The sequence below is a fragment of the Bradyrhizobium uaiense genome (assembly GCF_010811875.1).
In the GTDB taxonomy this organism is placed as follows: Bacteria; Pseudomonadota; Alphaproteobacteria; order Rhizobiales; family Xanthobacteraceae; genus Bradyrhizobium; species Bradyrhizobium uaiense.
The window spans coordinates 64,040-86,142 of sequence record NZ_VKHP01000008.1 but is presented as its reverse complement, the minus strand read 5'-3'; the positions used below and the strand labels follow the sequence as shown (position 1 = coordinate 86,142).

General features: G+C 64.2%; 20 protein-coding genes. 8 read left to right on the top strand and 12 right to left on the bottom strand.

Features of this window, described 5'->3' with window-relative positions:
- Positions 1-249 precede the first annotated feature (249 nt).
- Positions 250-1,134, top strand: a complete 885-nt coding sequence (gene dapF, locus FNJ47_RS04020; protein WP_163150843.1) for a diaminopimelate epimerase — start codon at positions 250-252, stop codon at positions 1,132-1,134.
- A gap of 5 nt (positions 1,135-1,139) precedes the next feature.
- Positions 1,140-2,429, top strand: coding sequence for a tRNA (N(6)-L-threonylcarbamoyladenosine(37)-C(2))-methylthiotransferase MtaB (mtaB, locus tag FNJ47_RS04015; RefSeq protein WP_163150841.1), 1,290 nt, complete (start codon positions 1,140-1,142; stop codon positions 2,427-2,429).
- Positions 2,430-2,476: 47 nt separating this feature from the next.
- Here the strand turns inward: mtaB and FNJ47_RS04010 are convergent, their stop codons facing one another.
- From FNJ47_RS04010 to FNJ47_RS04000, 3 genes are all read right to left on the bottom strand, one after another.
- A complete protein-coding gene (locus FNJ47_RS04010; protein WP_163150839.1) occupies positions 2,477-3,778 on the bottom strand; it encodes a flavin-containing monooxygenase in 1,302 nt (433 codons plus the stop codon).
- On the bottom strand, positions 3,775-3,972 hold the full coding sequence (locus FNJ47_RS04005; protein ID WP_163150837.1) for a hypothetical protein: 198 nt from the start codon (positions 3,970-3,972) through the stop codon (positions 3,775-3,777). Before FNJ47_RS04005 ends, FNJ47_RS04010 begins: the two co-directional genes overlap by 4 nt.
- A 189-nt stretch (positions 3,973-4,161) precedes the next feature.
- Positions 4,162-4,404 carry a DUF1127 domain-containing protein gene (locus FNJ47_RS04000; RefSeq protein ID WP_163150835.1) on the bottom strand — a complete coding sequence of 81 codons (243 nt, stop codon included), beginning with the start codon at positions 4,402-4,404 and terminating at the stop codon, positions 4,162-4,164.
- 238 nt (positions 4,405-4,642) lie between these two features.
- Here FNJ47_RS04000 and FNJ47_RS03995 point away from each other — a divergent pair, with 238 nt between their 5' ends.
- Positions 4,643-8,542 carry an AfsR/SARP family transcriptional regulator gene (locus FNJ47_RS03995; protein WP_163150833.1) on the top strand — a complete coding sequence of 1,300 codons (3,900 nt, stop codon included), beginning with the start codon at positions 4,643-4,645 and terminating at the stop codon, positions 8,540-8,542.
- An 81-nt stretch (positions 8,543-8,623) separates the two neighbouring features.
- Here the strand turns inward: FNJ47_RS03995 and FNJ47_RS03990 are convergent, their stop codons facing one another.
- On the bottom strand, positions 8,624-9,763 hold the full coding sequence (locus FNJ47_RS03990) for a DUF2336 domain-containing protein (protein ID WP_163150831.1): 1,140 nt from the start codon (positions 9,761-9,763) through the stop codon (positions 8,624-8,626).
- Positions 9,764-9,868: 105 nt separating this feature from the next.
- Complete coding sequence (locus FNJ47_RS03985; protein WP_163150829.1) at positions 9,869-10,570, bottom strand: RluA family pseudouridine synthase; 702 nt, start codon at positions 10,568-10,570, stop codon at positions 9,869-9,871.
- A gap of 49 nt (positions 10,571-10,619) precedes the next feature.
- Here FNJ47_RS03985 and ftsY point away from each other — a divergent pair, with 49 nt between their 5' ends.
- Both ftsY and FNJ47_RS03975 read left to right on the top strand, forming a co-directional pair.
- Positions 10,620-11,564 carry a signal recognition particle-docking protein FtsY gene (gene ftsY / locus FNJ47_RS03980; protein WP_163150828.1) on the top strand — a complete coding sequence of 315 codons (945 nt, stop codon included), beginning with the start codon at positions 10,620-10,622 and terminating at the stop codon, positions 11,562-11,564.
- Between the two features lie 172 nt (positions 11,565-11,736).
- Positions 11,737-12,336, top strand: coding sequence for a septation protein A (locus FNJ47_RS03975; protein WP_163150826.1), 600 nt, complete (start codon positions 11,737-11,739; stop codon positions 12,334-12,336).
- Positions 12,337-12,402: 66 nt separating this feature from the next.
- Here FNJ47_RS03975 and FNJ47_RS03970 read toward each other — a convergent pair whose 3' ends face one another.
- The 6 genes from FNJ47_RS03970 to ccmA form a co-directional block, all read right to left on the bottom strand.
- Positions 12,403-12,780: a ComEA family DNA-binding protein gene (locus FNJ47_RS03970; protein ID WP_163150824.1), complete on the bottom strand. Its 378-nt coding sequence runs from the start codon at positions 12,778-12,780 to the stop codon at positions 12,403-12,405.
- Between the two features lie 169 nt (positions 12,781-12,949).
- On the bottom strand, positions 12,950-13,543 hold the full coding sequence (locus tag FNJ47_RS03965) for a DsbE family thiol:disulfide interchange protein (RefSeq protein WP_163150822.1): 594 nt from the start codon (positions 13,541-13,543) through the stop codon (positions 12,950-12,952).
- The gene (gene ccmD, locus FNJ47_RS03960; protein ID WP_163150820.1) at positions 13,540-13,719 is read right to left on the bottom strand and encodes a heme exporter protein CcmD; all 180 of its coding nucleotides are present in this window, start codon (positions 13,717-13,719) and stop codon (positions 13,540-13,542) included. Before ccmD ends, FNJ47_RS03965 begins: the two co-directional genes overlap by 4 nt.
- Positions 13,720-13,723: 4 nt before the next feature.
- Positions 13,724-14,467 (bottom strand): heme ABC transporter permease, encoded by a 744-nt coding sequence (locus FNJ47_RS03955; protein WP_163150818.1) that lies wholly within the window; start codon positions 14,465-14,467, stop codon positions 13,724-13,726.
- A 75-nt stretch (positions 14,468-14,542) separates the two neighbouring features.
- Complete coding sequence (gene ccmB / locus FNJ47_RS03950; RefSeq protein WP_163150816.1) at positions 14,543-15,211, bottom strand: heme exporter protein CcmB; 669 nt, start codon at positions 15,209-15,211, stop codon at positions 14,543-14,545.
- A 283-nt stretch (positions 15,212-15,494) separates the two neighbouring features.
- The gene (gene ccmA / locus FNJ47_RS03945) at positions 15,495-16,097 is read right to left on the bottom strand and encodes a heme ABC exporter ATP-binding protein CcmA (RefSeq protein WP_163150814.1); all 603 of its coding nucleotides are present in this window, start codon (positions 16,095-16,097) and stop codon (positions 15,495-15,497) included.
- 239 nt (positions 16,098-16,336) lie between these two features.
- Between ccmA and acnA the strand changes: the two genes are divergently transcribed.
- The 3 genes from acnA to FNJ47_RS03930 all read left to right on the top strand — a co-directional run bounded on the left by acnA (position 16,337) and on the right by FNJ47_RS03930 (position 20,957).
- Positions 16,337-19,057, top strand: a complete 2,721-nt coding sequence (gene acnA / locus FNJ47_RS03940; protein WP_163150812.1) for an aconitate hydratase AcnA — start codon at positions 16,337-16,339, stop codon at positions 19,055-19,057.
- A 227-nt stretch (positions 19,058-19,284) separates the two neighbouring features.
- Positions 19,285-20,046 carry a DUF1223 domain-containing protein gene (locus tag FNJ47_RS03935; RefSeq protein WP_163150810.1) on the top strand — a complete coding sequence of 254 codons (762 nt, stop codon included), beginning with the start codon at positions 19,285-19,287 and terminating at the stop codon, positions 20,044-20,046.
- 539 nt (positions 20,047-20,585) lie between these two features.
- Entirely contained in the window at positions 20,586-20,957 is a 372-nt protein-coding gene (locus FNJ47_RS03930; RefSeq protein WP_163150808.1) for a DUF2794 domain-containing protein, read from the top strand.
- Positions 20,958-21,183: 226 nt separating this feature from the next.
- On the opposite strand, the gene FNJ47_RS03925 is transcribed toward FNJ47_RS03930, so the two are convergent.
- The gene (locus FNJ47_RS03925; RefSeq protein WP_163150805.1) at positions 21,184-21,972 is read right to left on the bottom strand and encodes a Bax inhibitor-1/YccA family protein; all 789 of its coding nucleotides are present in this window, start codon (positions 21,970-21,972) and stop codon (positions 21,184-21,186) included.
- Positions 21,973-22,103 lie beyond the last annotated feature (131 nt).

The window sequence follows — 22,103 nt, the reverse complement described above, 5'->3', positions numbered from 1 at the left end:
CAGTGCGATCGCGGCCAAAGGGAGCAGCGCGACCAGGGCGGCGCGGAGCGTGTTGATACGGTTCATTCGGTATTCTCCATCCCCTTCCTCGGACGGCCGCTCGATCTGTCCCGGCGCGCGGTCCGCGAGGTGCGATAGTCCTAACACGCGAGTTCTGCATTCGTCCCATGACAGATGTGTCATAGCCGCCTGCGGACTGGCCAACAGGCCACCACTCGCCATATAACCGGGCAGAATTTAGGAAAATCGATGAGCGCGCTCGCCAATCACGCATTCGCCAAGATGAACGGCATCGGCAACGAGATCGTCGTCGTCGACCTGCGCGATTCCGAGGCACAAGGTCGGGCACAGGTTTCGGCGGCGGAGGCGCGCGCTGTGGCCTCGCCGGCCGGAGCGCCCTATGACCAACTGATGGTGCTACAGCCGCCGCGGCTCGACGGCACCGAAGCGTACATCACGATCTACAACAATGACGGCTCGGAGGCCGGGGCCTGCGGCAACGGCATGCGCTGCGTGGTGCGGCGGATCTTCGAGAAGACCGGCCAGACATCGGCGACGTTCCAGACCCGCGCCGGCCTGCTCAATTGCTGGCAGGGGCCGGCGCCCGATCTCTACACCGTCGACATGGGCGCGCCGAAGTTCGGCTGGCAGGACATTCCGCTGGCTGAGGAATTTCGCGACACCCGCTACATCGAGCTGCAGGTCGGGCCGATCGACAATCCGGTGCTGCATTCGCCCTCGGTGGTCTCTATGGGCAATCCGCATGCGGTGTTCTGGGTCGATGACGTCAATGCCTACGACCTCGAACGTTTCGGGCCGCTGCTGGAAAACCATCCGATCTTCCCGGAACGCGCCAACATCACGCTCGCCCATATCGTCGATCGCGACCACATCACGATCCGCACCTGGGAGCGCGGCGCCGGTCTCACCAGGGCCTGCGGCTCAGCCGCCTGCGCGACCGCGGTTGCGGCGGCGCGGCTGAAGCGTGCCAACCGCATCGTCGAGATCACGCTGCCCGGCGGCAAGCTCGGCATCGAATGGCGCGAGCGCGACGATCACGTGCTGATGACCGGCACCGCCGATTTCGAATATGAGGGCCGCTTCGATCCGGCGCTGTTCGCCAGCGTGGCTTAATTGCCGTGGGCGTCGACGTCGTCACCTTTGGCTGCCGCCTGAACGCATTCGAATCCGAAGTGATTCGCCGCGAAGCGGAGCAGGCGGGGCTTGCTGATGCCATCGTCATCAACAGCTGCGCCGTCACCAACGAGGCGGTGGCGCAGGCCCGGCAGGCGATCCGCAAGCTGAAACGCGAACGGCCCACGGCGCGCATCGTGGTCACCGGCTGCGCGGCGCAGACGCAAAGTCAGATGTTTGCCGACATGGCCGAGGTCGATCGCGTCGTCGGCAATGACGAGAAGATGCGCGGTGCCGCCTGGCAGGCGGCGCGCTCAGCGCTCGCAGCGCCGTTCGGCATCGATGCGAGCGAGAAAGTCGCGGTTGCCGACATCATGGCGGTGACCGAGATGGCGCCGCATCTGCTCGACGGCTTCGAGCGCGGCCTGCCGCGGGCGTTCGTGCAGGTGCAGAACGGCTGCGACCATCGCTGCACCTTCTGCATCATCCCCTACGGCCGCGGCAATTCGCGCTCGGTGCCGATGGGCGCGGTGGTCGATCAGGTCCGCGCGCTGGTCGAGCGGGGCCATGCCGAGATCGTGCTGACCGGCGTCGATCTCACGAGCTATGGCGCCGATCTGCCTGGCGCACCGAAGCTCGGCCAGTTGACCCGGCAGATCCTTCGCCACGTGCCCGAGCTGAAGCGGCTGCGCATCTCATCGATCGATTCGATCGAGGCCGATCGTGATCTACTCGATGTCATCTCCGACGACGCGCGGCTGATGCCGCATCTGCATCTGTCCTTGCAGTCCGGCGACGACATGATCCTCAAGCGGATGAAGCGCAGGCACTCACGCCAGGACGCGATCGATTTCTGCGCGCAGGTGCGCCGGTTGCGGCCGGACATCGCGTTCGGCGCCGACATCATCGCGGGCTTCCCGACCGAGTCTGAAGAGATGTTCGCGCGTTCGCTCGATCTGGTCGACGAATGCGATCTCACCTTCCTGCATGTGTTTCCCTATTCGAAGCGCCCCGGCACGCCGGCCGCGCGGATGCCGCAGGTCGCAGGCGGAGCGATCCGGGAACGGGCCAGGCGGCTGCGCGCGGCAGGCGAAGCCGCGCTGGCGCGGCGGCTTGCGGCCGAAGTCGGCGCGACACGCGAGGTGCTGATCGAGAGCGACAAGCAGGGCCGCACCGAGCATTTCCTGCCTGTGGCGATCGCGGGCGATGAGCCGGGCATGGTGCTGCAGCTAACCATGACGGGTCATGACGGTGAGCGCCTCGTCGGGTCGCCCGGCGTCAAAGCAATCATCTAGAGCCCCGTTCCGGAACGGACGTGGCTCTAAAGCGGGCGTGAATGCAGTCAGCTTTGGGGACAACAGGCGACATTGCAATCAGCGGAGTCGCCGTCTCGATCGAACTGGGGATGATCCCGGCGTCGTGCGACAATGTGGGCGACGAGACGTTGCGCCTCCTCGGCGATCCCAAAGATGGTGCCTGATTTGCGGGTTGAGGAAAAATCGACACCTGCGAAATAGATCCCGGGTGCGTCGGTCAACCCCTCGCGCTCCAGCGGCTGGCCGCGTGCATTGAGCACGCCGGGCACCTGCACAAACCGGTAATCACCCTCCAAACCAGTGCACCAGATCACCGTCGCAAGGTGGTGCTCGCTCGGGTCAAGGGACAGAATCGGCGGATCAGGCAATCGCGGCGCGACAGTCTCGGCTGGATCGTCAGTGGCCGGCGGCGCATCGAGGCAGTTGCGGTCGATGTAATCGTCGATATGCCGTCTCGTCTTGGCGGCGACCTCATCGCCGAGCCGCAAACTCTCATGCACATCGTCCGCGAAAGTAAGCCGGCCGTCGGCGATCCCTGTGAAGCGGCCGACCAGCACAACACCCTGCGCACTCAGCGATTGCAGGCTTATCGTGTGGAGCGCACCGAGCAGCGGTCGTCCCGCAAGGCGACCATCGGGACCCACGAAATCCTTGCGTGGGACGTCAAATAGACCGCTTTCCCGCTCCCAGAACCCGATATCGCGGCCCCGATAGCGTCGCGGTTTCCGCCCGGTCCGTCCAGTCGACAGGAAGACGGCCCGCCCCGCCATGACAAGGTCTTCGGCAATCTGGCCCCCGGATTGAGCGCTTCCAACCACCAGAATTGCTCCTGCGGGGAGCGCCTGCGGATTGCGGTAGACGGATGAGTCGATCTGCAGCAGCTGCGGTGGAAGCGCTCGCGCCGCCTCCGGTCGCCGTGCGCAGTTCAGACTGCCGCTGGCGATGATCACGGCTCGGGCCGTGAGTGCGCCGGCTGACGTGACGAGGCGGTAGATGCCGGCGTTCCCGTCGCGCGTCAGCGCCGTCACTGCTGTGTTGATCGCCACCGGAAGGCGGCGGAGCCTCGCATATTCCTCCAGGAGATCGACGAATTCATCGCGCGTATAAAACCCATCGGGGTCTGATCCCCTGTAACAGTCACCCGGCATCAAGGTCAGAGACTTCGGCGTGTTCAAATGGAAGGAGTCCCAGCGTTGGGTAAGCCAGGTCTCGCCGATCCGACCGCGCTCCAGCACGCGGTGCGAGAGGCCAGCCTTGGTCAGCATGTAGCTGACCCCGAGCCCTGCCCAGCCGGCTCCGATCACCGCCGCGTCAAATGGTCTAATCATGCTGATTGCTCAATGACTGCCAACCCTCGACTATCGCCACCAAGCGCCACCCGCTCGACCGTGACCTCGGTCATCGCTGCAAATGAGCGAGGCTTCGAATGGCTTCCTCCGCTCGGCAGCGAATGAAGGCGGCCAAACCCGAAACTGTCGCTGCGTATAGATGGAATTGAAATCGCGACATCGAGCGTCGCCATTTTGTTGCAGCGGGTTGGGAGGTCTTCTTCGGCTCCAACCAGTATTCCTCATACCAATCAGGCCGAACCCAAAACGCTTTGATCGACTGCTCGAAATCCTGAGGAAGGTTTTTGGGCCTCATGACGCAACTCCCTTGAGCCGACGGAGTGCTGCTTGTCGCTCACGATTCTTGAGGTCGAACATCTCTGTCATGGAGGGCAGACGGCGCTTCGCGGGTCGATCGCGCGGTTCGACGCGACGTAATCGATCTCGCCGCGCGAAATGCCGATGTCCGCCAGCTCACCGTCACTCAGGTCGGACAAAGCGGTGCGCAGCCTCGCGCGCTTGCGCCGCTCTTGAAACGTCTCCCAATGTCCTTCCAGGAAGCTGACGACGCGCCGCGCAGATGCGAGCGGTCTGTCCCACCCCGTTGCGATATAGATCGTGCTCATTGCGCAATCTCCGGATGGTCAACTCGGCCGGGCGCGCGCATCGTCGCGCCGCCTTGCGAAAATGAACTACCGCTGTGTCGCAATCGACCTGTGGCTCCGAGCGTGATAAATTCGCAAAATCTTCGGCCCGGGGCGTGTTTCTTGCCCCTGAAACCCAAGTGCGACCGATATGGCGAAGGTCAATCTCGCACTTCTCGGTGGTTTCCGACTCCAGACGGAGCCCGGAGAGCCGGTCCCGTTGTCGACCAAGAAGGCAGGAGCGCTGCTGACCTATCTGGCGCCCCACCCCGGCCAGGCTCAGCCGCGCGCAAAACTGGCGAGCCTGCTGTGGGGCGACCACAGCGAGGTGCAGGCGCGCGACAGCCTGCGACAGGCGCTGAGCCTGGTGCGCAAGGCGTTGTCGCGTCTCGACCCGGGCGCATTGATCGCTCACGAGGACACAATCAGCTTTGCGCCGACGGCGCTGACCGTCGATGCCATCGTGTTCGGGACTCTTGCTGTGCGCGAAGAGATCGAGAGTCTCGAGCAGGCCATCGCGCTCTATGGCGGCGAACTTCTGGACGGCTTCGAGGTTGCCGCGCCGGAATTCGAGGGCTGGTTGACGGCGGAACGTGAGCGATTTCGCGAAATCGCGCTCGAAGCCATGACGAGGCTGCTGGACCATCATTTGTCCAACGGCGCGATCGAGGGCGGCATTCACATCGCGGCGCGGCTGCTGGCAGCCGACCCCTTGCAGGAGCGCGTCCATCGCAGCCTGATGGAGCTCTATTGCCGACAGGGACGGCACGGCGCGGCGCTTCGCCAATACCGTAGCTGCGCCGATGTGCTCGCAAGGGAGTTGGGGATCGATCCGGATGCCACGACCAAGGCATTGCGTCGCGAGATCCTTCGCGAGTGGAATCAACGGAAAGGTGTGACCCTGGGGGGTGATGCCGCAGCGATATCTCTCGATGAGGTCGACGAGACCGAAGCGCCGACGATGCCGCGCTCGCCGGAGCGTCGCCAGGTTACGGTTCTCAGCTGTGACCTTGTCGGCACGAGCGCGCTTGCGGCTCGACTCGATCCGGAGGAGCTGCAGGCACTGATCGCTACCTATCAGCGCTGCTGTATCCCGATCATCGTTCGGTCCGGCGGCACGGTGGGCAGGCTCTCCGGGACCGGGGTGCTGGCCTACTTCGGCCACCCACAGGCGCACGAGCATGACATCGAATGCGCGATTCGCGCCGGGCTGACCCTGGTCGATACGATCGCGCGGCTTGATGGCGGCAGCGCCGGCTCACTTCAGTTGCGCGCAGGCATCGCCACCGGTCCGGTCGTGGTCGGCGATCTTCTCGGCAGTGGTGCGGATCACCAGATGATCATCGGCGAGGCCGTCCAACTCGCCGGGGCTCTGGAGAAGATCGCCGGGCCGAACACTGTTCTGATCGCGGCGAGTACCCGCCGGTTGGTCGGCAATCTGTTCGACTGCGACGACCTTGGGTCGATGGCACTCAACGGATTCTCGGAGCCGGTCCCGGCATGGCGGGTGCAGGGGACCAGCAGCATCGATAGCCGTTTCGAAGCACTGCGCGCGCCCACCACACCGCTGATTGGCCGGGACGAGGAGCTCGAATTGCTGTTGCGCCGCTGGCGGCAGGCGGCCAGCGAGGGGCGCGTGGTGCTGCTGTCGGGCGAGCCCGGAATCGGCAAGTCGCGGTTAACGGTGGAGCTGGAAAAACGAGTTCGGGAGGAGCCGCACAGCTGCCTGCGCTATTTCTGCTCACCCCACCACCAGGACAGCACGCTTTATCCGATCAGCCACCAGCTGCAAGGGGCGGCCGGATTCCGACGCGATGACACCGATGCGCAACGACTTGACAGGCTCGAGGCCGTACTGGCCCAGTCGATCGACGATTTCAGCGAAGCTGCCCCGCTCATCGCGCATCTGCTGTCCGTGCCGACCGACGGCCGTTATGCGCACTTCGACCCTGCCCCCCAGAAGCGCAAGGAGAAGACGCTTCGGGTGCTGCTGGCTTGGCTCGAAGGGCTGGCTGCCCGGCAGCCGGTACTTGTCGTGTTCGAGGACGTCCACTGGATTGATCCCACGTCACTGGAATTGTTGGACCTGATCGTCGACCGGGCGTCGACGATACCGGCCCTCGTGATCATCACCTGTCGGCCCGAGTTCACGCCCTCGTGGATCGGTCGTCCGCCGGTGACTTTGCTTGCGCTCAACCGCTTGTCGCTTGCCCAGCGTGCCGAGATGATCGCGGCGGTGGCCGGCGGCAAGGCGCTGCCGCTGGAGATCGCCGACCAGATCATCGATCGCGCCGACGGAGTGCCGCTGTTCATCGAAGAGCTTACCAAGACGGTGGTGGAGAGCGGCTTCCTGGTTGAAGCCAGTGATCGTTACGCGCTAACGGGGCCGGCGGCGGCGCTGTCGATCCCGTCGACGTTGCAAGGTTCACTGCTCGCGCGACTTGATCGTCTTCCTGAGACACGGGAGGTGGTGCAGATCGGGGCGGCGCTTGGTCGCTCGTTCTCTCATGAACTGATCTCCGCGGTGGCGCAGATGCCGCAGCAACAAGTCGATGATGCGCTCGCACGCCTCGGGAGCGCGGAACTGATCTTCCGCCGGGGCGCTCCACCCGACGCAACATATGCCTTCAAGCACGCGCTGGTCCAGGACGTCGCGTACGGCACCCTGTCGCGCACCCAGCGGCAACTGCTGCACGAGCGGATTATCAAGACGCTGGAGGAGCAATTTCCGGATACCGTGACGGCCCAGCCCGCGTTGCTTGCTTACCACTGCGAACAGGCGGGATTGATCGGAAAGGCGATCAGTTATCGACGGAAAGCCGGAGAGCTGGCGCTCGCGCGCTCGGCAACGGTGGAGGCGGAGGTCCAATTCCGCAAAGGTCTGGGCCTGCTCGCCAACCTGCCCGAAGGCCCAGAGCGCCACCACAAGGAGTTCCGCTTGCAGGCGGAGCTTGGCGTGGCCCTGTGTGCCGCTCTGGGCTGGGGCGCGCCATCAGCAGGTGAGGCCTTCGACCGAGCCCGTGAACTCTGCACAGCTATGGATCAAACCGATTGGCTCCCGACCATAATCATGGGCCAATTTGCCCATCGCTTGTATCGCGCCAAGCTGAGGTCAGCCTATCAGCTTTGTGACGAGCTTCTGAATTTGGGTAACACTTGGCAGCATAACCGGGCTCCCTCGCCCGCCTGGCGATGGACCCCTGAAGCACTCACATGGCTGGGGCGTTTCTCGAGGGCCCAAAGTCGGCTTTGGCTGGGGGAGTTGGCTGCCGCTCGCGATGGCGCCGAAGAGGCGCTTCGACTTTATCCCGCCGGCATGGATGTCGTCTCCGTCAGGCATTGGACCAATGACGTTCAAATTGTTCCACTGTCGGTCGGCATCGAGTCGCTGACCTATCTTGGACACCTTGATCAAGCGCGTCGGCGACGTGATGAGGCGATCGAGCGCGCGCATCAAATCAAACATGCGGGCTCGATGGGCTTCATCCTGTCGTGCATTGCAGGTTGCGAAGCGCACACTGAAACCGATCCCGCCATCCGGTTGGACCATGTCCGGGAATTGGAGACCTTCTGTGCGCAGCACGGCTTTGCGCATTGGGAAAACTCGGCAAAATGGCAGCGCGCATGTTGCCTGATGGCTCTCGGCCGCACGGCGGAAGCAGCCGAACTGCAAGCCGCTGCCGGTGCAGAACTGCGCACCACGGGGAGCTATCTTCACAAACCGACGCGGCTCATGTCGCTTGCGGAAGCGCTTGGTAAGTCTGGTCGCCCGAAGGAAGGACTGAAAGAGCTCGAAACGGCGGCAAGTGAAATCGAGATCACTGAAGAACGTTGGGCTGAATCAAATCTGCACCGCATTCGGGGCGAACTCCTGCTTGCAGTTGGCGACCTTGCGGGAGCGGAAGCAAGCTTCCGTCGGGCGATCGAAATTGGAATCCGCCAAAGCGCAAAATTGTGGGAGCTGAGAGCCGCCACCTGCCTCGCCCGTCTTTGGCGTGACCAGGGCAATCGGGAGCAGGCGCGCGATCTGCTCGCGCCGGTCTATCATTGGTTCACCGAAGGATTGGATACGCCGGTTCTGAAAGAAGCCGGGTCGCTGCTGGAGCAGATCACCGATTGAGCCGCCTCCGCGGGTGACGACACTGAGCAGGCTATTTGACAGATCGAATCAAGGCCAGTCGCGTCATCGCGCATGACGCGCTCAGTGCGCGCGTCCGCCCGGCTTTGCAGGCTGTGTCGCACGAACCTGCCAGAACCGCAGCAGGCGATCGGCGTTTTCGCGGGTCATTTTCGTGAACTGGCTCTTCGCATTGGCGAGCTCGACGGGTCCCATGGAGCCGGTCGTGTAACGGCATTCCATCACGGCGGCGGTGGTCTCCCAGCTCAGGCCTGCCGCCCGGCACGGCACCAGCAGGCCTTCACTGCGCAGGCTTTGCATCAGGGAGCGGATCACCTCGATGCTCGACGGCGCAAGGTCCGCCAGCGCAACAATGGTCTCTTCATATTTTCGCTGCCTGGCGAAGCCGAGTAGGGCGGCCTCGTTGAGTTCGCCGCTGTCCTTCAGCTTTGCGACCAGGCGCCGGGCTGCGGTGAAATCGCGGACCTGCGACATGTCGCGCTCGACGCCTGCGGCGACCGCGGCGATCGCGTGCCGGATCTCCTCGAACAGATATGGCGGGGCGCGCTCCAGCAAACGGCCGCGAACTTCTTCCGTTGCGTCGCGCAGGAGCTGAAGGCGGAGCTCCGAGGGCAGATCCGCGCGGATGCCGGTCTGGACTGCGAGGGCTGGATCGTGCTCGGCCTGTGCGAGGATGACGGCAAATCCACCCGGCGACAGCTTGGCGCCGGGATTGCTGACCAGGCGGTGGCTTCCGCTCGGAAAGCTGCGGGCCAATAGCGCGTCGGTGACGATTTCCTTCAGCCACCAGCGGCCGGCGACGGCGAGCAGATGCTGCTCGCTCTTGGTCTGCGCGATCTCGACCAGGTCGTCCGCGCTAAGCCGCGACGATTCCTGAAGGATCGGCCGAGCGATCCTGATCTCGTCATTGCCGGCGAGGCGGCGAATGATCGCGGGCGGTGCCTGGGCGACCGGTGCGAGCTGCTCGCTGATGTCGGTGAGCGCCATCCGGGCGCTGATGTCGGCAAGCGCCCGCAATTCGATGGTCTTCACCAGGCGCTCGAGCACGTTGTCGAACAGCTCGACCTGCTCGCTGTTGAAGCTGCCGGCGGATGCGAGGAAGAGGCTGGTGACGCGCTTCGCCGTGGCCAGGCATTTTTCGGCGGAGCCGGCGCGTATCGCGGCTTCGACCTCGTCGGCAATTGCTTGCCCGTCATTCAGCATTGCTCGTCCTGAGCCCGTCCCGATTGCTTGTTCTAAGCCAGCTTGCAGCTCTATCGGGCTTACCTGAACGTTTCGTAAGGATAATGCTCCGTAGAATCCCCTAGGCTACTCGCCGTTCCAGCCGCAGGCCTTCAGCCGCTCCTGCATGTGCGGGGGCGCCGGCGCGACGACATGCACCGGCTCCTTGTTGCGGGAGATCGGGATGCCGATTTCGCGGGAATGCAGGTGCAGGGTCGGCTCGCCGAACCGCGGACCATTGCCATAGATATTGTCGCCGACGATCGGCCAGCCCATCGCCGACGAATGCACCCGCAGCTGATGGGTGCGGCCGGTGACCGGCTCCATCGCGAGCCAAGCGAGGCCGTTGCCGCGTCCCAGCACCTTCCAGTTGGTGATGGCCTTCTGGCCATCCGGGTCCGGCTTCTGCCACCAGCCGCGCTCGGCGTTGAGCCGGCCGAGCGCCATGTCGATGGTGCCTTCATCCTCGGTGGGGCCGCCCTCGACCACGGTCCAATAGGTCTTCGCGATCTTGCTGTGCTTGAACAACAGCCCGAGCGAGGCGGTCGCCTTGCGGTGGCGTCCCAGGACGAGGCAGCCGGAGGTGTCCTTGTCCAGCCGATGTGCCAGCACCGGCGGCCGCGGCAGGCCGAACCGCAACGCGTCGAAGGAAGCCTCCAGATTGGGGCCGCCCTTGGGGCCGCGATGCACCGGCAGACCGGCCGGCTTGTCGATGACCAGCATCAGCCCGTCGCGGTGGAGCACCCGCGCAAGGATTTCTTCCGCGGTCAATTGGTGAACATCGATCAATTCGTCGAGACTTTCGTTTGTGAGCCGAAACGGCTAACACACCCGCGCCATGAACGATACCACTGCGGGAACTCCCAAACAGAGCTGGTGGCAGCGGCTGAAAGGCGGCCTGAAGCGGACCTCGAGTTCGATCGGGACCGCGGTCGCCGACCTCGTCACCAAGCGCAAGCTCGATTCAGCCATGCTCGATGACATCGAGGATGTGCTGCTGCGCGCCGATCTCGGCACCGATGTCGCGGTCCGCATCGCGGAGGCGGTCGGCAAGGGCCGTTACGACAAGGCGATCTCCGCCGACGAGGTCAAGGACGTCGTTGCGACCGAGGTCGAGAAGGTGCTGGCGCCTGTGGCGAAGCCGCTCGAGATCGATGGCTCGAAGCAGCCCTTCGTCATCCTGGTGGTCGGCGTCAACGGCTCCGGCAAGACCACGACGATCGGCAAGCTGTCGGCGAAATTTGCCGCCGAAGGCCGCAAGGTCATGCTGGCCGCCGGCGACACCTTCCGCGCCGCGGCGATCGAGCAGCTCAAGGTCTGGGGCGAGCGTACCAAGTCGCCGGTGATCGCGGGCGCCCAGGGCTCGGATTCGGCAAGCCTCGCCTTCAGCGCCCTGACCGCGGCCAAGGAGCAGGGGCGCGACGTGCTACTGATCGACACAGCGGGGCGCCTGCAAAACAAGTCCAAGCTGATGAACGAGCTTGAAAAGGTCGTGCGCGTCATCAAGAAGGTCGACGCGTCTGCGCCGCACGCGGTGCTGCTGGTGCTCGATGCCACCGTGGGACAAAATGCGCTGTCGCAGGTCGAGGCGTTTCATCGTACGGCAGGGGTCACCGGTCTCGTGATGACCAAGCTTGACGGCACGGCACGGGGCGGCATCCTTGTCGCGCTGTCGGAGAAGCACAAGCTGCCGGTGCATTTCATCGGCGTCGGCGAAGGCGTCGAGGATCTCGCACCCTTCACGGCGAAGGATTTTGCCAAGGCGATTGCCGGGATCGAGTAATTCATCCTTCGAGACGCGCGCAGGTGCGCGCTCCTCCAGCAACAACGGCAAAGCCGTTGTGCAGGGATGACGGTGGGATACGAAAGGTCGTCATCCTGAGGAGGTGCGAAGCGCCGTCTCGAAGGATGGCCAAGACACGAGTTCACAAGACACGAGTTCAATGGACTGATTGATGGACAAGACCCAGCCGCATCCGCTGTTCAAGCTTGCAACCGAACTCGGGCCGCTGCTCGTGTTCTTTGTCGCGAACGCCAAGTACCATCTGTTCGTCGCCACTGGCGCGTTCATGGTGGCGATCGTCGCGGCGATGATCGCGTCCTATGTGGTGACCAGGCACGTGCCGATCATGGCGATCGTGACCGGCGTGATCGTGCTTGTTTTCGGCACCCTGACGCTGGTGCTGCACGACGAGACCTTCATCAAGGTCAAGCCGACCATCATCTATGGCCTGTTCGCGGCCGTGCTCGGCGGCGGCCTGCTGTTCGGCCGCTCCTTCATCGCGGTCATGTTCGACCAGATGTTCAATCTGACGCCGCAGGGCTGGCGCATCCTGACCATGCGCTGGGCGCTGTTCTTCGCCGGCATGGCCATCCTCAACGAAATCGTCTGGCGTACGCAGACCACGGACTTCTGGGTGAACTTCAAGGTGTTCGGCGTGACGCCGCTGACCATGATCTTCGCCATCGCCCAGATGCCGCTGACCAAGCGCTATCACCTCGAGCCGGTCTCGCTGGAGACCAGCGAGGCGGACGCCGGCGACCTGCGGAAGTAGATCGGACGCAGCGCGGGCGATTGCGCCGCGCTGCGTCCGAGGTCTCAGAGATCAATTCTTCAGTGTTCAGCTCTTCTGCTTGGCGATGATCTTGTCCTTGATCTTGTCGTAGGTCGCCTGAGGCAGGATGTTCTTCTGCACCAGCTCATCCTTGCCCTTGTAGGGCCGGCCCTTGATGATCGCGGCCGAATAGGCCTTGCCGACACCGGGCAGCGCGTCGAGCTGGTCGGCTGTGGCGCTGTTGACGTCGAGCAGGTCATCCTTGGCCATCCCCGTCGTCTTCGCGTCGGGTGTCACAGCCTTCGGCGCGGGAGCCATCTTGTTGACTTCCGATTTGGTGGCGGGCGTGGCCGGCTGAACGCCTTGGGCCATCGACGGCGTGGCCGTCAGCATGCCGAGCGTGAGCGCGGTGGCGAGAAGTGAAGCGAGTGTGGTCTTGCGCATATGTCCCCTCCAGAGGAACGTTGATGTCAACGCTGCTGAGTTGGGGTTGCGTTCGTGGCGTTGCCGTGGCCGCGAAATGAACCGCAGATAAATGCGACGCAGTATTTTGTCGCAGGCATTTCTCTCGTCATTCAGCAGCGGTTCACAGCATCGCTGAATGACGATGTGCTTACGGTCCGGCGCGCAGCGCCTTCTCGATCTCGGCCTTCAGCACGCTGTTGACGTTGTCAGGCGTCACCGGGCCGACCAGCTTGTAGACGATCTTGCCCTCGCGCCCGACCAGGAAGGTCTCGGGCACGCCGTAGACGCCCCATTCGATCGAGGCGCGGCCGTTGCCATCGACGCCGACGATGCCGAACGGGTTGCCGTAGCGGCCGAGGAAGCGCCGCGCATTCTCGGGCGAGTCCTTGTAGTTGATGCCGATGATCTGGAAGCGCTTGTCGCGGCCGAGCTCGGTCAGCAGCGGCGCTTCGTCATGGCAGGGCACGCACCACGACGCCCAGACGTTGACGACCGAGACCTTGCCCTTGAACGCGGCGGGATCGAGACCCGGGACGGGCGCGCCGTCCTTCACCAGGCCGTCGAGCGCAGGCAGCGCGGTCTGCGGTGCCGGCCGGCCGATCAGTGCCGACGGGATTTTCGAGGGATCGCCGCCATAGAGCCGCAGCAGGAACAGCCCGGCGAGGGCGAGAAAAACCACAAGCGGCAGCACCACCAGCAGGCGGCGGGTTTGCGGCGGGCTGTTTGTCGCCTGGTCGCTCATCGAATATCCACCGCGCTGCGGCCGGAGCGGCGCGTGACGCCGCTGGCCTCGATCTCCCTGAGGCGCGCCTGCTGCCGGCGATAGTCGGCGATGATCCAGACGATCAACAGCAGCACGACGGCGGCGACCAGCGCATAGGACGTCACGATGAAGGAGGCGTAGGGACCGAGCGACATGGTGTCAGGCGGCCTGTTGATTGGCCTGCATCATCTGCAGGTTGCGCACGCGCCGGCGCAGGATCTCGTTGCGCATCGCCGCCAGATGCAGCGTGACGAACAGCAGCGAAAACGCGATCGCCATCACCAGCAGCGGCCACAGGAACGCCTTGTCGAGCGTCGATCCGCCCATCCGGATCACGGATGCCGGCTGATGCAGCGTGTTCCACCAGTCGACCGAGAACTTGATGATCGGGATGTTGATCGCACCCACAAGGGTGAGGACCGCAGCAGCCCTTGCCGCGCGCGACGGGTCCTCCACCGCGCGCCACAAAGCCATCAGGCCGAGATACATCAGGAACAGGATCAAGACCGAGGTCAGCCGCGCATCCCATTCCCAGTAGGTGCCCCACATCGGCCGGCCCCACAGCGAACCGGTGACGAGCGCAAGGAAGGTGAAGGCGGCGCCGATCGGCGCGGCGGCTTTCGCGGCGACATCGGCCAGCGGATGCCGCCACACCAGAGTGCCGAGCGCGGCCACGCTCATGACGCTCCAGACGAACATCGACAGCCACGCATTCGGCACGTGGATGAACATGATCTTGACCGTGGCGCCCTGCTGGTAGTCGTCGGGCGCCATGGCCGACTGATAGAGCCCGATCGCGAGCAGGATCGCGGTCGCGCCGGCGAGCCAGGGCAGGATGCGCGCGGTCAGCGCCAGAAACCTGGTCGGGTTGGCGAGGTCGGTCAGCGTCTCGGTCAGCTTCATGGCACCCTGATAGTCGTCCGGTGTGAGCGAGGCAATCGGCCGAATTCCCCTCGGCGAGATTTGATCGGGCCCGTCTCAGTCCAGCCCGTGCCGCAGGCTCGCGGCGGCGGCAAACGGGCCGATCACGAGGCTTGCCAGCGACAGCGCGCAGAGGATCGAGAACGGTGTTCCAAAGGGCAGCGGGCCCGAGATCGCCGCCTGCGAGGCCGCAACCCCGAAGATCAGCACCGGGATCGACAGCGGCAGCACCAGCACCGCCAGCAGCAGCCCGCCGCGATGCAGCGTCACCGCCAATGCCGCTCCGATCATGCCGGTGAAGGTCAGCGCCGGTGTTCCCGCCAGCAGGGTTGCGGCGACGGCAAGCGTCGCCGTGCCGTCGAGATTGAGCAGCAGGCCGAGGACGGGTGTGGCGATGATCAGCGGCAGGCCGGCGGCGAGCCAATGCGCCAGCGCCTTGGCGGCGCAGGCGAGTTCCAGCGGCGTTCGGCTCATCACGATGAGGTCGAGCGAGCCGTCCTCGTGGTCGGCGGTGAACAGGCGGTCGAGGGTGAGCAGGCTCGCCAGCAGCGCGCCGAGCCAGAGAATGGCGGGGCCGAGCCGCGACAGCAGCGCCAGATCCGGACCCACCGCGAACGGCATCAGCACCGTGACGGTGAGGAAGAACAGCACACCGATCAGCGCGCCGCCGCCGACGCGCAGCGCGATCCGGATGTCGCGGCGGATCAACGCGGCAAGGGCGCTCATGCCGCACCCCTGCGTTGATGGCCATGTGACCTGATATCGTACCGCGCGACTGGTGTGCTCCCTCCCCCCTTGCGGGGGAGGGTTGGGGAGAGGGGTGACCCCGGGCGAGATCGTCGGCAGGGACGTCGCTCTCGCAATCTCGTCAGCTGATCGTGAAGAGACAAATGGACAGAGTCCGTCGTGTGGCACCCCCCTCCCTGACCTCGAGAGCGAGCTTCGCTCGCCTCGGACCCCGCAAGGGGGGAGGGGACGGAGAGACCTAAGCTCCGTGTTGAGAGCGCGTTCATGCCGCACCCCCCATCCGCAGGTCACGTGCATCGATGCCGAGCGGCAGATGCGTCGCCGCTATGATCAGGCCGCCGCTGGCGAGATGGTCGCGCATCAGGCCGATGAACATCGCCTGTCCGGCCGCATCGAGTGCCGAGGTCGGCTCGTCCAGCAGCCAGACCGGCCGCCGCACTGAAAGCAAACGCGCGATCGACAGGCGGCGGCGCTGGCCGGCAGACAGGTAGGCCGCCGGCAGATGCGCGGCGTGGTCGAGTGCCACGGCGGCAAGACAGTGGCCGGCATCCTTGGTCTCGCCACCGAGGAATTCCCGCCAGAAGGAAAGATTTTCCATAACGCTTAGCGCCGGCTTCAGAGCGTCGCGGTGGCCGAGATAGTGGGCCTGTTCGGCCAGACTGAGCTCGGCGTCGCCGGCTTCCAGTGCGATCGAGCCCTCGGCTGGAACCAGCAGCCCGGCGAGGACGCGCAGCAGCGAGGTCTTGCCCGCGCCGTTGGGGCCGGTGACGGCGAGCGCCTCGCCTGACGTGGCCGACAGATCGAGGTCGGAAAACACCTCGCGCCCACCGCGCACGCATTTCAGATTTCGTCCCGAGAGCCGCATGGTTCGTCTTGTCACAGCCCTCTGAAACCTTTCGCTACCGCGTGAGAATTTTTGGGTCGCGCAACGCTGTCGCACGCTTGTCGGTGTGGCGGTGCTTCTAGAAAGGTTCTATAAGCCCGGAACTTGATGCAGCACACACAATCGGCGGCCGCAAGCCATCCAGGCCATCCCCTCGGCCCGTATCGGTCGCCGGTGTTTAGTTACCCTTGCCGGGTATAACTGAAATTGGGATCCCTCGCATGACCTCGCTCGACAGCTTCAAATGCCGCAAGACCATGAAGGTCGGCGCCAAGTCCTACGTCTATTACAGCCTGCCCCTGGCAGAGAAGAACGGACTGAAGGGCATTTCGAAGCTGCCGTATTCGATGAAGGTTCTGCTCGAGAACCTGCTCCGCAACGAGGACGGCCGCACCGTCAAGAAGGAAGACATCGTTGCGGTGTCGAAGTGGCTGAAGAAGCGCCAGCTCGAGCACGAAATCGCGTTCCGCCCGGCGCGCGTCCTGATGCAGGACTTCACCGGCGTTCCGGCGGTGGTCGATCTCGCCGCGATGCGCAACGCGATGCAGAACCTCGGCGGCGATGCCGAGAAGATCAATCCGCTGGTGCCGGTCGATCTCGTCATAGACCACTCGGTCATCGTCAACTTCTTCGGTGACAACAAGGCGTTCGGCAAGAACGTCACCGAGGAATACAAGCAGAACCAGGAGCGCTACGAGTTCCTGAAATGGGGCCAGAAGGCGTTCTCGAACTTCTCGGTGGTGCCGCCCGGCACCGGCATCTGCCACCAGGTCAATCTCGAATATCTCGCGCAGACGGTCTGGACCAAGAAGGAGAAGATGACGGTCGGCAAGAAGACCGGCACCTTCGAGGTCGCCTATCCGGACTCGCTGGTCGGCACCGACTCGCACACCACGATGGTCAACGGCCTCGCCGTGCTCGGCTGGGGCGTCGGCGGCATCGAGGCGGAAGCCTGCATGCTCGGCCAGCCGCTGTCGATGCTGCTGCCTGAGGTGGTCGGCTTCAAGTTGAAGGGCCAGCTCAAGGAGGGCGTCACCGCGACCGACCTCGTGCTGACAGTCACCCAGATGCTGCGCAAGCTCGGCGTGGTCGGCAAGTTCGTCGAGTTCTTTGGCCCAGGCCTCGACTTCCTGTCGGTCGCGGACAAGGCGACCATCGGCAACATGGCGCCCGAATATGGCGCGACCTGCGGCTTCTTCCCGGTCGATGCTGCGACCATCGATTACCTGAAGACCTCGGGCCGCAAGGCCGATCGCGTCAAGCTGGTGCAGGCCTATGCCAAGGCGCAGGGCCTGTTCCGCACCGCCAAGTCGGCCGATCCGGTGTTCACCACCACGCTGACGCTCGACCTCGGCGACGTCGTGCCGTCGATGGCCGGACCGAAGCGCCCCGAAGGCCGCATCGCGCTGCCGGCGGTCTCGACCGGTTTCGCGACCGCGCTGGTCGGCGAGTACAAGAAGCCGGAGGGTGAATCGAAGCGCTTCGCGGTCGAAGGCCGCAACTTCGATCTCGGCCATGGCGACGTCGTGATCGCCGCGATCACCTCCTGCACCAACACCTCGAATCCCAGCGTGCTGATCGGCGCCGGCCTGCTGGCGCGCAAGGCGGCCGCCAAGGGCCTGAAGGCAAGGCCGTGGGTGAAGACCTCGCTCGCGCCGGGCAGCCAGGTGGTGGCGGAGTATCTCGCCAATTCCGGCCTGCAGGCTGATCTCGACAAGGTCGGCTTCAACCTGGTCGGCTTCGGCTGCACGACCTGCATCGGCAACTCCGGCCCGCTGCCGGAAGACATCTCGAAGTCGATCAACGAGAACGGCATCGTTGCCGCCGCCGTGCTGTCGGGCAACCGCAACTTCGAAGGCCGCGTCTCGCCGGACGTGCAGGCGAACTACCTCGCCTCGCCGCCGCTGGTGGTCGCGCATGCGCTTGCCGGCACCGTGACCAAGGATCTCGCAGTCGAGCCGATCGGCATCGGCAAGGACGGCAAGCCGGTGTTCCTCAAGGACATCTGGCCGACCACCAAGGAGATCAACGCCTTCATGAAGAAGTACGTCACAGCGACGATCTTCAAGAAGAAGTACGCCGACGTGTTCAAGGGCGATACCAACTGGCGCAAGATCAAGACGACGGAAAGCGAGACCTATCGCTGGAACATGAGCTCGACCTATGTGCAGAACCCGCCCTACTTCGAAGGCATGAAGAAGCAGCCGGATCCTGTCACCGATGTGATCGACGCGCGGATCCTCGCGATGTTCGGCGACAAGATCACCACCGACCACATCTCGCCGGCCGGTTCGATCAAGCTGACCTCGCCCGCCGGCAAGTTCCTCAGCGAGCACCAGGTGCGCCCCGCCGACTTCAACCAGTACGGCACGCGGCGCGGCAACCATGAAGTCATGATGCGCGGTACCTTCGCCAACATCCGCATCAAGAACTTCATGCTGAAGGGCGCCGACGGCAATATTCCGGAGGGCGGTCTGACCAAGCACTGGCCTGACGGCGAACAGATGTCAATCTACGACGCCGCGATGAAATATCAGGCCGAGGGCGTGCCGCTGGTGGTGTTCGCCGGCGCCGAATACGGCAACGGCTCGTCGCGCGACTGGGCTGCGAAGGGCACCCGCCTGCTCGGCGTGCGCGCGGTGATCTGCCAGAGCTTCGAGCGCATCCACCGCTCCAACCTGGTCGGCATGGGTGTGCTTCCGCTCACCTTCCAGGACGGCACCTCGTGGTCCTCGCTCGGCCTCAAGGGCGACGAGAAGGTCACGATCCGCGGGCTGCAGGGCGATTTGAAGCCGCGCCAGACGCTGACCGCCGAGATCGTCTCCGCCGACGGCGGCAAGCGGGACGTCCCGCTGCTCTGCCGCATCGATACGCTGGACGAACTCGATTACTATCGCAACGGCGGCATCCTGCATTATGTGCTGCGCAAACTCGCGGCCTAAGGCCCTTTGTTTGAGCATGGTCTCCGCGCAAACACCTCGCGTTTGTCGCGAGGGACCGCGCTCTAACGCGGATTTGTGATCGGTGCCTCACCGCTTAGTGAGTAGCGGCTAAAAAGAAGGCGGCCTATGAAAAGGCCGCTTTCTCGCGTTTTGGGGCACGCAAGTTCAGGGACAAACTTCATGCTCCGTACAATTACGGATAGAAATCATCACGACTGGTTCGCAGTATGACAGCGATGATGGCCTATAATTCTATCTCGCGATGGTCCAGCGCCCTCGGTATCTGCGCGATCGTCGCAATCATCCGCCCCGCTCACGCCGATCCGCGTGCTGTCGTCGAACTCTTCACCTCGCAGGGATGCTCGTCCTGTCCGCCTGCGGACAAGATCATCGGTGAGCTCGCGAAGGACCCCAACGTCATCGCGCTGAGCATGCCGATCGACTATTGGGATTATCTCGGCTGGAAGGACACGCTGGCTGATTCCCGCTTCAGCGCGCGTCAGAAAGCCTATTCGCATATGCGCGGCGATCGCGACGTCTACACGCCGCAGGCCGTCATCAACGGCTCCGCGCATGTGATCGGCAGCGACCGCGCCAGTATCGAGAGCGCGATCAAGGACACTGAGAAGGGCGGCAGCGTGATGTCGGTGCCGGTGACGATGACGCTGACCGGCAAGCAGATCAACGTGTCGGTCGCCGCATCGAAATCGCCCGCAGTGTCGCGCGGCGAAGTCTGGATCTGCTCGATCTCGAAGTCGGTGCCGATCTCGATCGCGCGCGGCGAGAACCGCGGCCACGAGATCACCTACCACAACGTGGTGCGCAATCTGCTCAAGGTCGGTGACTGGAACGGTTCGTCCGGAAGCTGGACCGTACCGCTGGAGAACATTACGCGCGATGGCGTCGATGCCGCGGCGGTGTACGTCCAGGACGGCAATCGCGACAAGCCGGGCCCGATGCTCGGCGCGGCCTTCACCTCGCTTCGCTAGCGCGTTGCTGCGCTAGCCTGCATCAGTCGCGTCGTTGGGCCGCGCGCATGTCGTGCAGCCGCCTGGACCGACAACAAACGTGCATCCAGTGATGTGCTGAAAGGAACGCGCCGGGGCTGGGTGTGGGCATCTCGATCGCGCGGGATCGAGCAGGGTCCCCAAAACAAAAAGGACCAACTTTCGTTGGCCCAGTGTTGGGATTTAACTCCCCTGCGAACAGGCCCGATCCCGACGGCCCCGGGGGGCTGGGGGCTGAGGAATCCGGAACCGAAAGGACCGGGCCAACGCAGGATTGTCTTTTCGCAGGGCAGCGGGGCAGGCGATGGGCGGAAGTGGGGCAGCAATATGATTCCGCTAACGTTCCCGTGACTCTGCGGTTTTCCGGACAATCCGCCGCGGCTGACCTTGGTTAAGGGTTGTTTGCGTTGCGAATGGCCCCTTGCAGGCCCTTTCGCTTAGCGCAATCATGTCACTCTCGTGACGATGCCGAAGTGGGGCCTTCGGAACCCGATCGTCGCCGAGATGACAGGAGGCGCTCGATGAGTTTGATCTCGGAGGACACTGATCCGAGCGGGAACCGTGCCGCGGCGCGTCCCGTCGCCGCGACCCCACAGTCCAACTGCGTGACATTCAATCGACTTGAGCTCAACCGCATTCTCAATCTCTATGGCCGCATGGTCGCCGATGGCGAATGGCGGGACTATGCGATCGATTTCCTGAAGGACCGCGCCGTGTTCTCGGTGTTCCGGCGCGCGTCCGAAGTGCCGATCTACCGGATCGAGAAGGATCCCCGGCTGGCGCGCAAGCAGGGCATGTACAGCGTGATTTCGGCGACCGGCCTGATCCTGCGCCGCGGCCACGAACTCGAACGCGTGCTGTTCGCGATTGATCGCAAGCTGTCGGTGGTGTAGGGGCGCCTTCGTAGCCCGGAGGAGCCAACGGGTCGCGCGAACGCGCGCCCGATGACAGGCTCCGCGTAATCCGGGTCTCTGTAACCGAGGATGGATCTATCCCGGATTTCGCTGCGCTCCATCCGGGCTACGGGTTCGTTTCTGGCCTCATTCGCCAGTCTTACCCAAAACAAAAGCCCCGGCCGCATGGCCGGGGCTCGGATTGATCTGTTCTCGCTCGAGGCGCTTAGTCGCGCTGGCCGAGCAGCTGCAGGAGCAGCGTGAACAGGTTGATGAAGTTCAGGTAGAGCGACAGCGCACCAGTGATCGCCGCACGCTCTGCCATCACGCCGCCCTGCGAGGCGTAGCCGTAGATGTAGTCGTTCTTCAGCCGCTGGGTGTCCCAGGCGGTGAGGCCCGCGAACACCAGCACGCCGACCACCGATACGATGAACTGCAGCGCCGAGCTCGCCAGGAACAGGTTGACCAGGCTCGCGATGATGATGCCGATCAGGCCCATGAACAGGAACGAGCCCATGCCGCTCATGTCACGCTTGGTGGTGTAGCCGTAGAGGCTCAGCGCACCGAACGTCGCCGCGGTGATGAAGAACACGCGCACGATCGAGGTGTGCGTGTACACCAGGAAGATCGACGACAGTGACACACCCATCAGCGCGGAGAACACCCAGAACAACATCTGGGCGGTCGCGGGCTGCAGGCGGTTGATGCCGGCCGAGATGACGAACACCATCGCCAGGGGCGCGAGGATGAACAGCCACTTCAGCGGGCTCACGAACATCGCGACGCCGAACTGCGTCAGGGGCACCTTGCCGAAGTGAGCGACGGCAGTAGCCGGATCGGCCACGGCCGCCATGTAGACGCCGAGCGCGGCCAGGCCGGTGATGGCGAGGCCGATGCTCATGTAGTTGTAGATGCGCAGCATGTAGGCGCGCAGACCGGCGTCGACGGCCGCAGCGTCAATGCGCCCGGCGGCCCGGCCGAAAGGAGAAGCGTAATTGCGGTCTAGGTCCGACATGGTCGAATTCCCGTGGTTGGTCCCGGTGGAGCGCAAGGGATTTGCGGCGCCGGTCGTAAATCTATCTCAGATGGCTCGGTTTGCGGAACATTAATTCCGTGTCATTCGGCCGTCCATCCGACCTGATTGGT

Bases quoted from the DNA above. Each gene is read 5' to 3' on its own strand.
- FNJ47_RS03935 (WP_163150810.1), top strand. From the start codon at position 19,285: ATGACAGCGATGATGGCCTATAATTCTATCTCGCGATGGTCCAGCGCC.
- FNJ47_RS03925 (WP_163150805.1), bottom strand. From the start codon at position 21,972: ATGTCGGACCTAGACCGCAATTACGCTTCTCCTTTCGGCCGGGCCGCC.
- ccmD (WP_163150820.1), bottom strand. From the start codon at position 13,719: ATGTCGCTCGGTCCCTACGCCTCCTTCATCGTGACGTCCTATGCGCTG.
- ccmA (WP_163150814.1), bottom strand. From the start codon at position 16,097: ATGCGGCTCTCGGGACGAAATCTGAAATGCGTGCGCGGTGGGCGCGAG.
- FNJ47_RS04000 (WP_163150835.1), bottom strand. From the start codon at position 4,404: ATGAGCACGATCTATATCGCAACGGGGTGGGACAGACCGCTCGCATCT.
- acnA (WP_163150812.1), top strand. From the start codon at position 16,337: ATGACCTCGCTCGACAGCTTCAAATGCCGCAAGACCATGAAGGTCGGC.
- FNJ47_RS04005 (WP_163150837.1), bottom strand. From the start codon at position 3,972: ATGGCGACGCTCGATGTCGCGATTTCAATTCCATCTATACGCAGCGAC.
- FNJ47_RS03955 (WP_163150818.1), bottom strand. From the start codon at position 14,467: ATGAAGCTGACCGAGACGCTGACCGACCTCGCCAACCCGACCAGGTTT.
- FNJ47_RS04010 (WP_163150839.1), bottom strand. From the start codon at position 3,778: ATGATTAGACCATTTGACGCGGCGGTGATCGGAGCCGGCTGGGCAGGG.
- FNJ47_RS03975 (WP_163150826.1), top strand. From the start codon at position 11,737: ATGGACAAGACCCAGCCGCATCCGCTGTTCAAGCTTGCAACCGAACTC.
- ftsY (WP_163150828.1), top strand. From the start codon at position 10,620: ATGAACGATACCACTGCGGGAACTCCCAAACAGAGCTGGTGGCAGCGG.
- FNJ47_RS03930 (WP_163150808.1), top strand. From the start codon at position 20,586: ATGAGTTTGATCTCGGAGGACACTGATCCGAGCGGGAACCGTGCCGCG.
- FNJ47_RS03990 (WP_163150831.1), bottom strand. From the start codon at position 9,763: ATGCTGAATGACGGGCAAGCAATTGCCGACGAGGTCGAAGCCGCGATA.
- dapF (WP_163150843.1), top strand. From the start codon at position 250: ATGAGCGCGCTCGCCAATCACGCATTCGCCAAGATGAACGGCATCGGC.
- FNJ47_RS03970 (WP_163150824.1), bottom strand. From the start codon at position 12,780: ATGCGCAAGACCACACTCGCTTCACTTCTCGCCACCGCGCTCACGCTC.
- ccmB (WP_163150816.1), bottom strand. From the start codon at position 15,211: ATGAGCGCCCTTGCCGCGTTGATCCGCCGCGACATCCGGATCGCGCTG.
- FNJ47_RS03965 (WP_163150822.1), bottom strand. From the start codon at position 13,543: ATGAGCGACCAGGCGACAAACAGCCCGCCGCAAACCCGCCGCCTGCTG.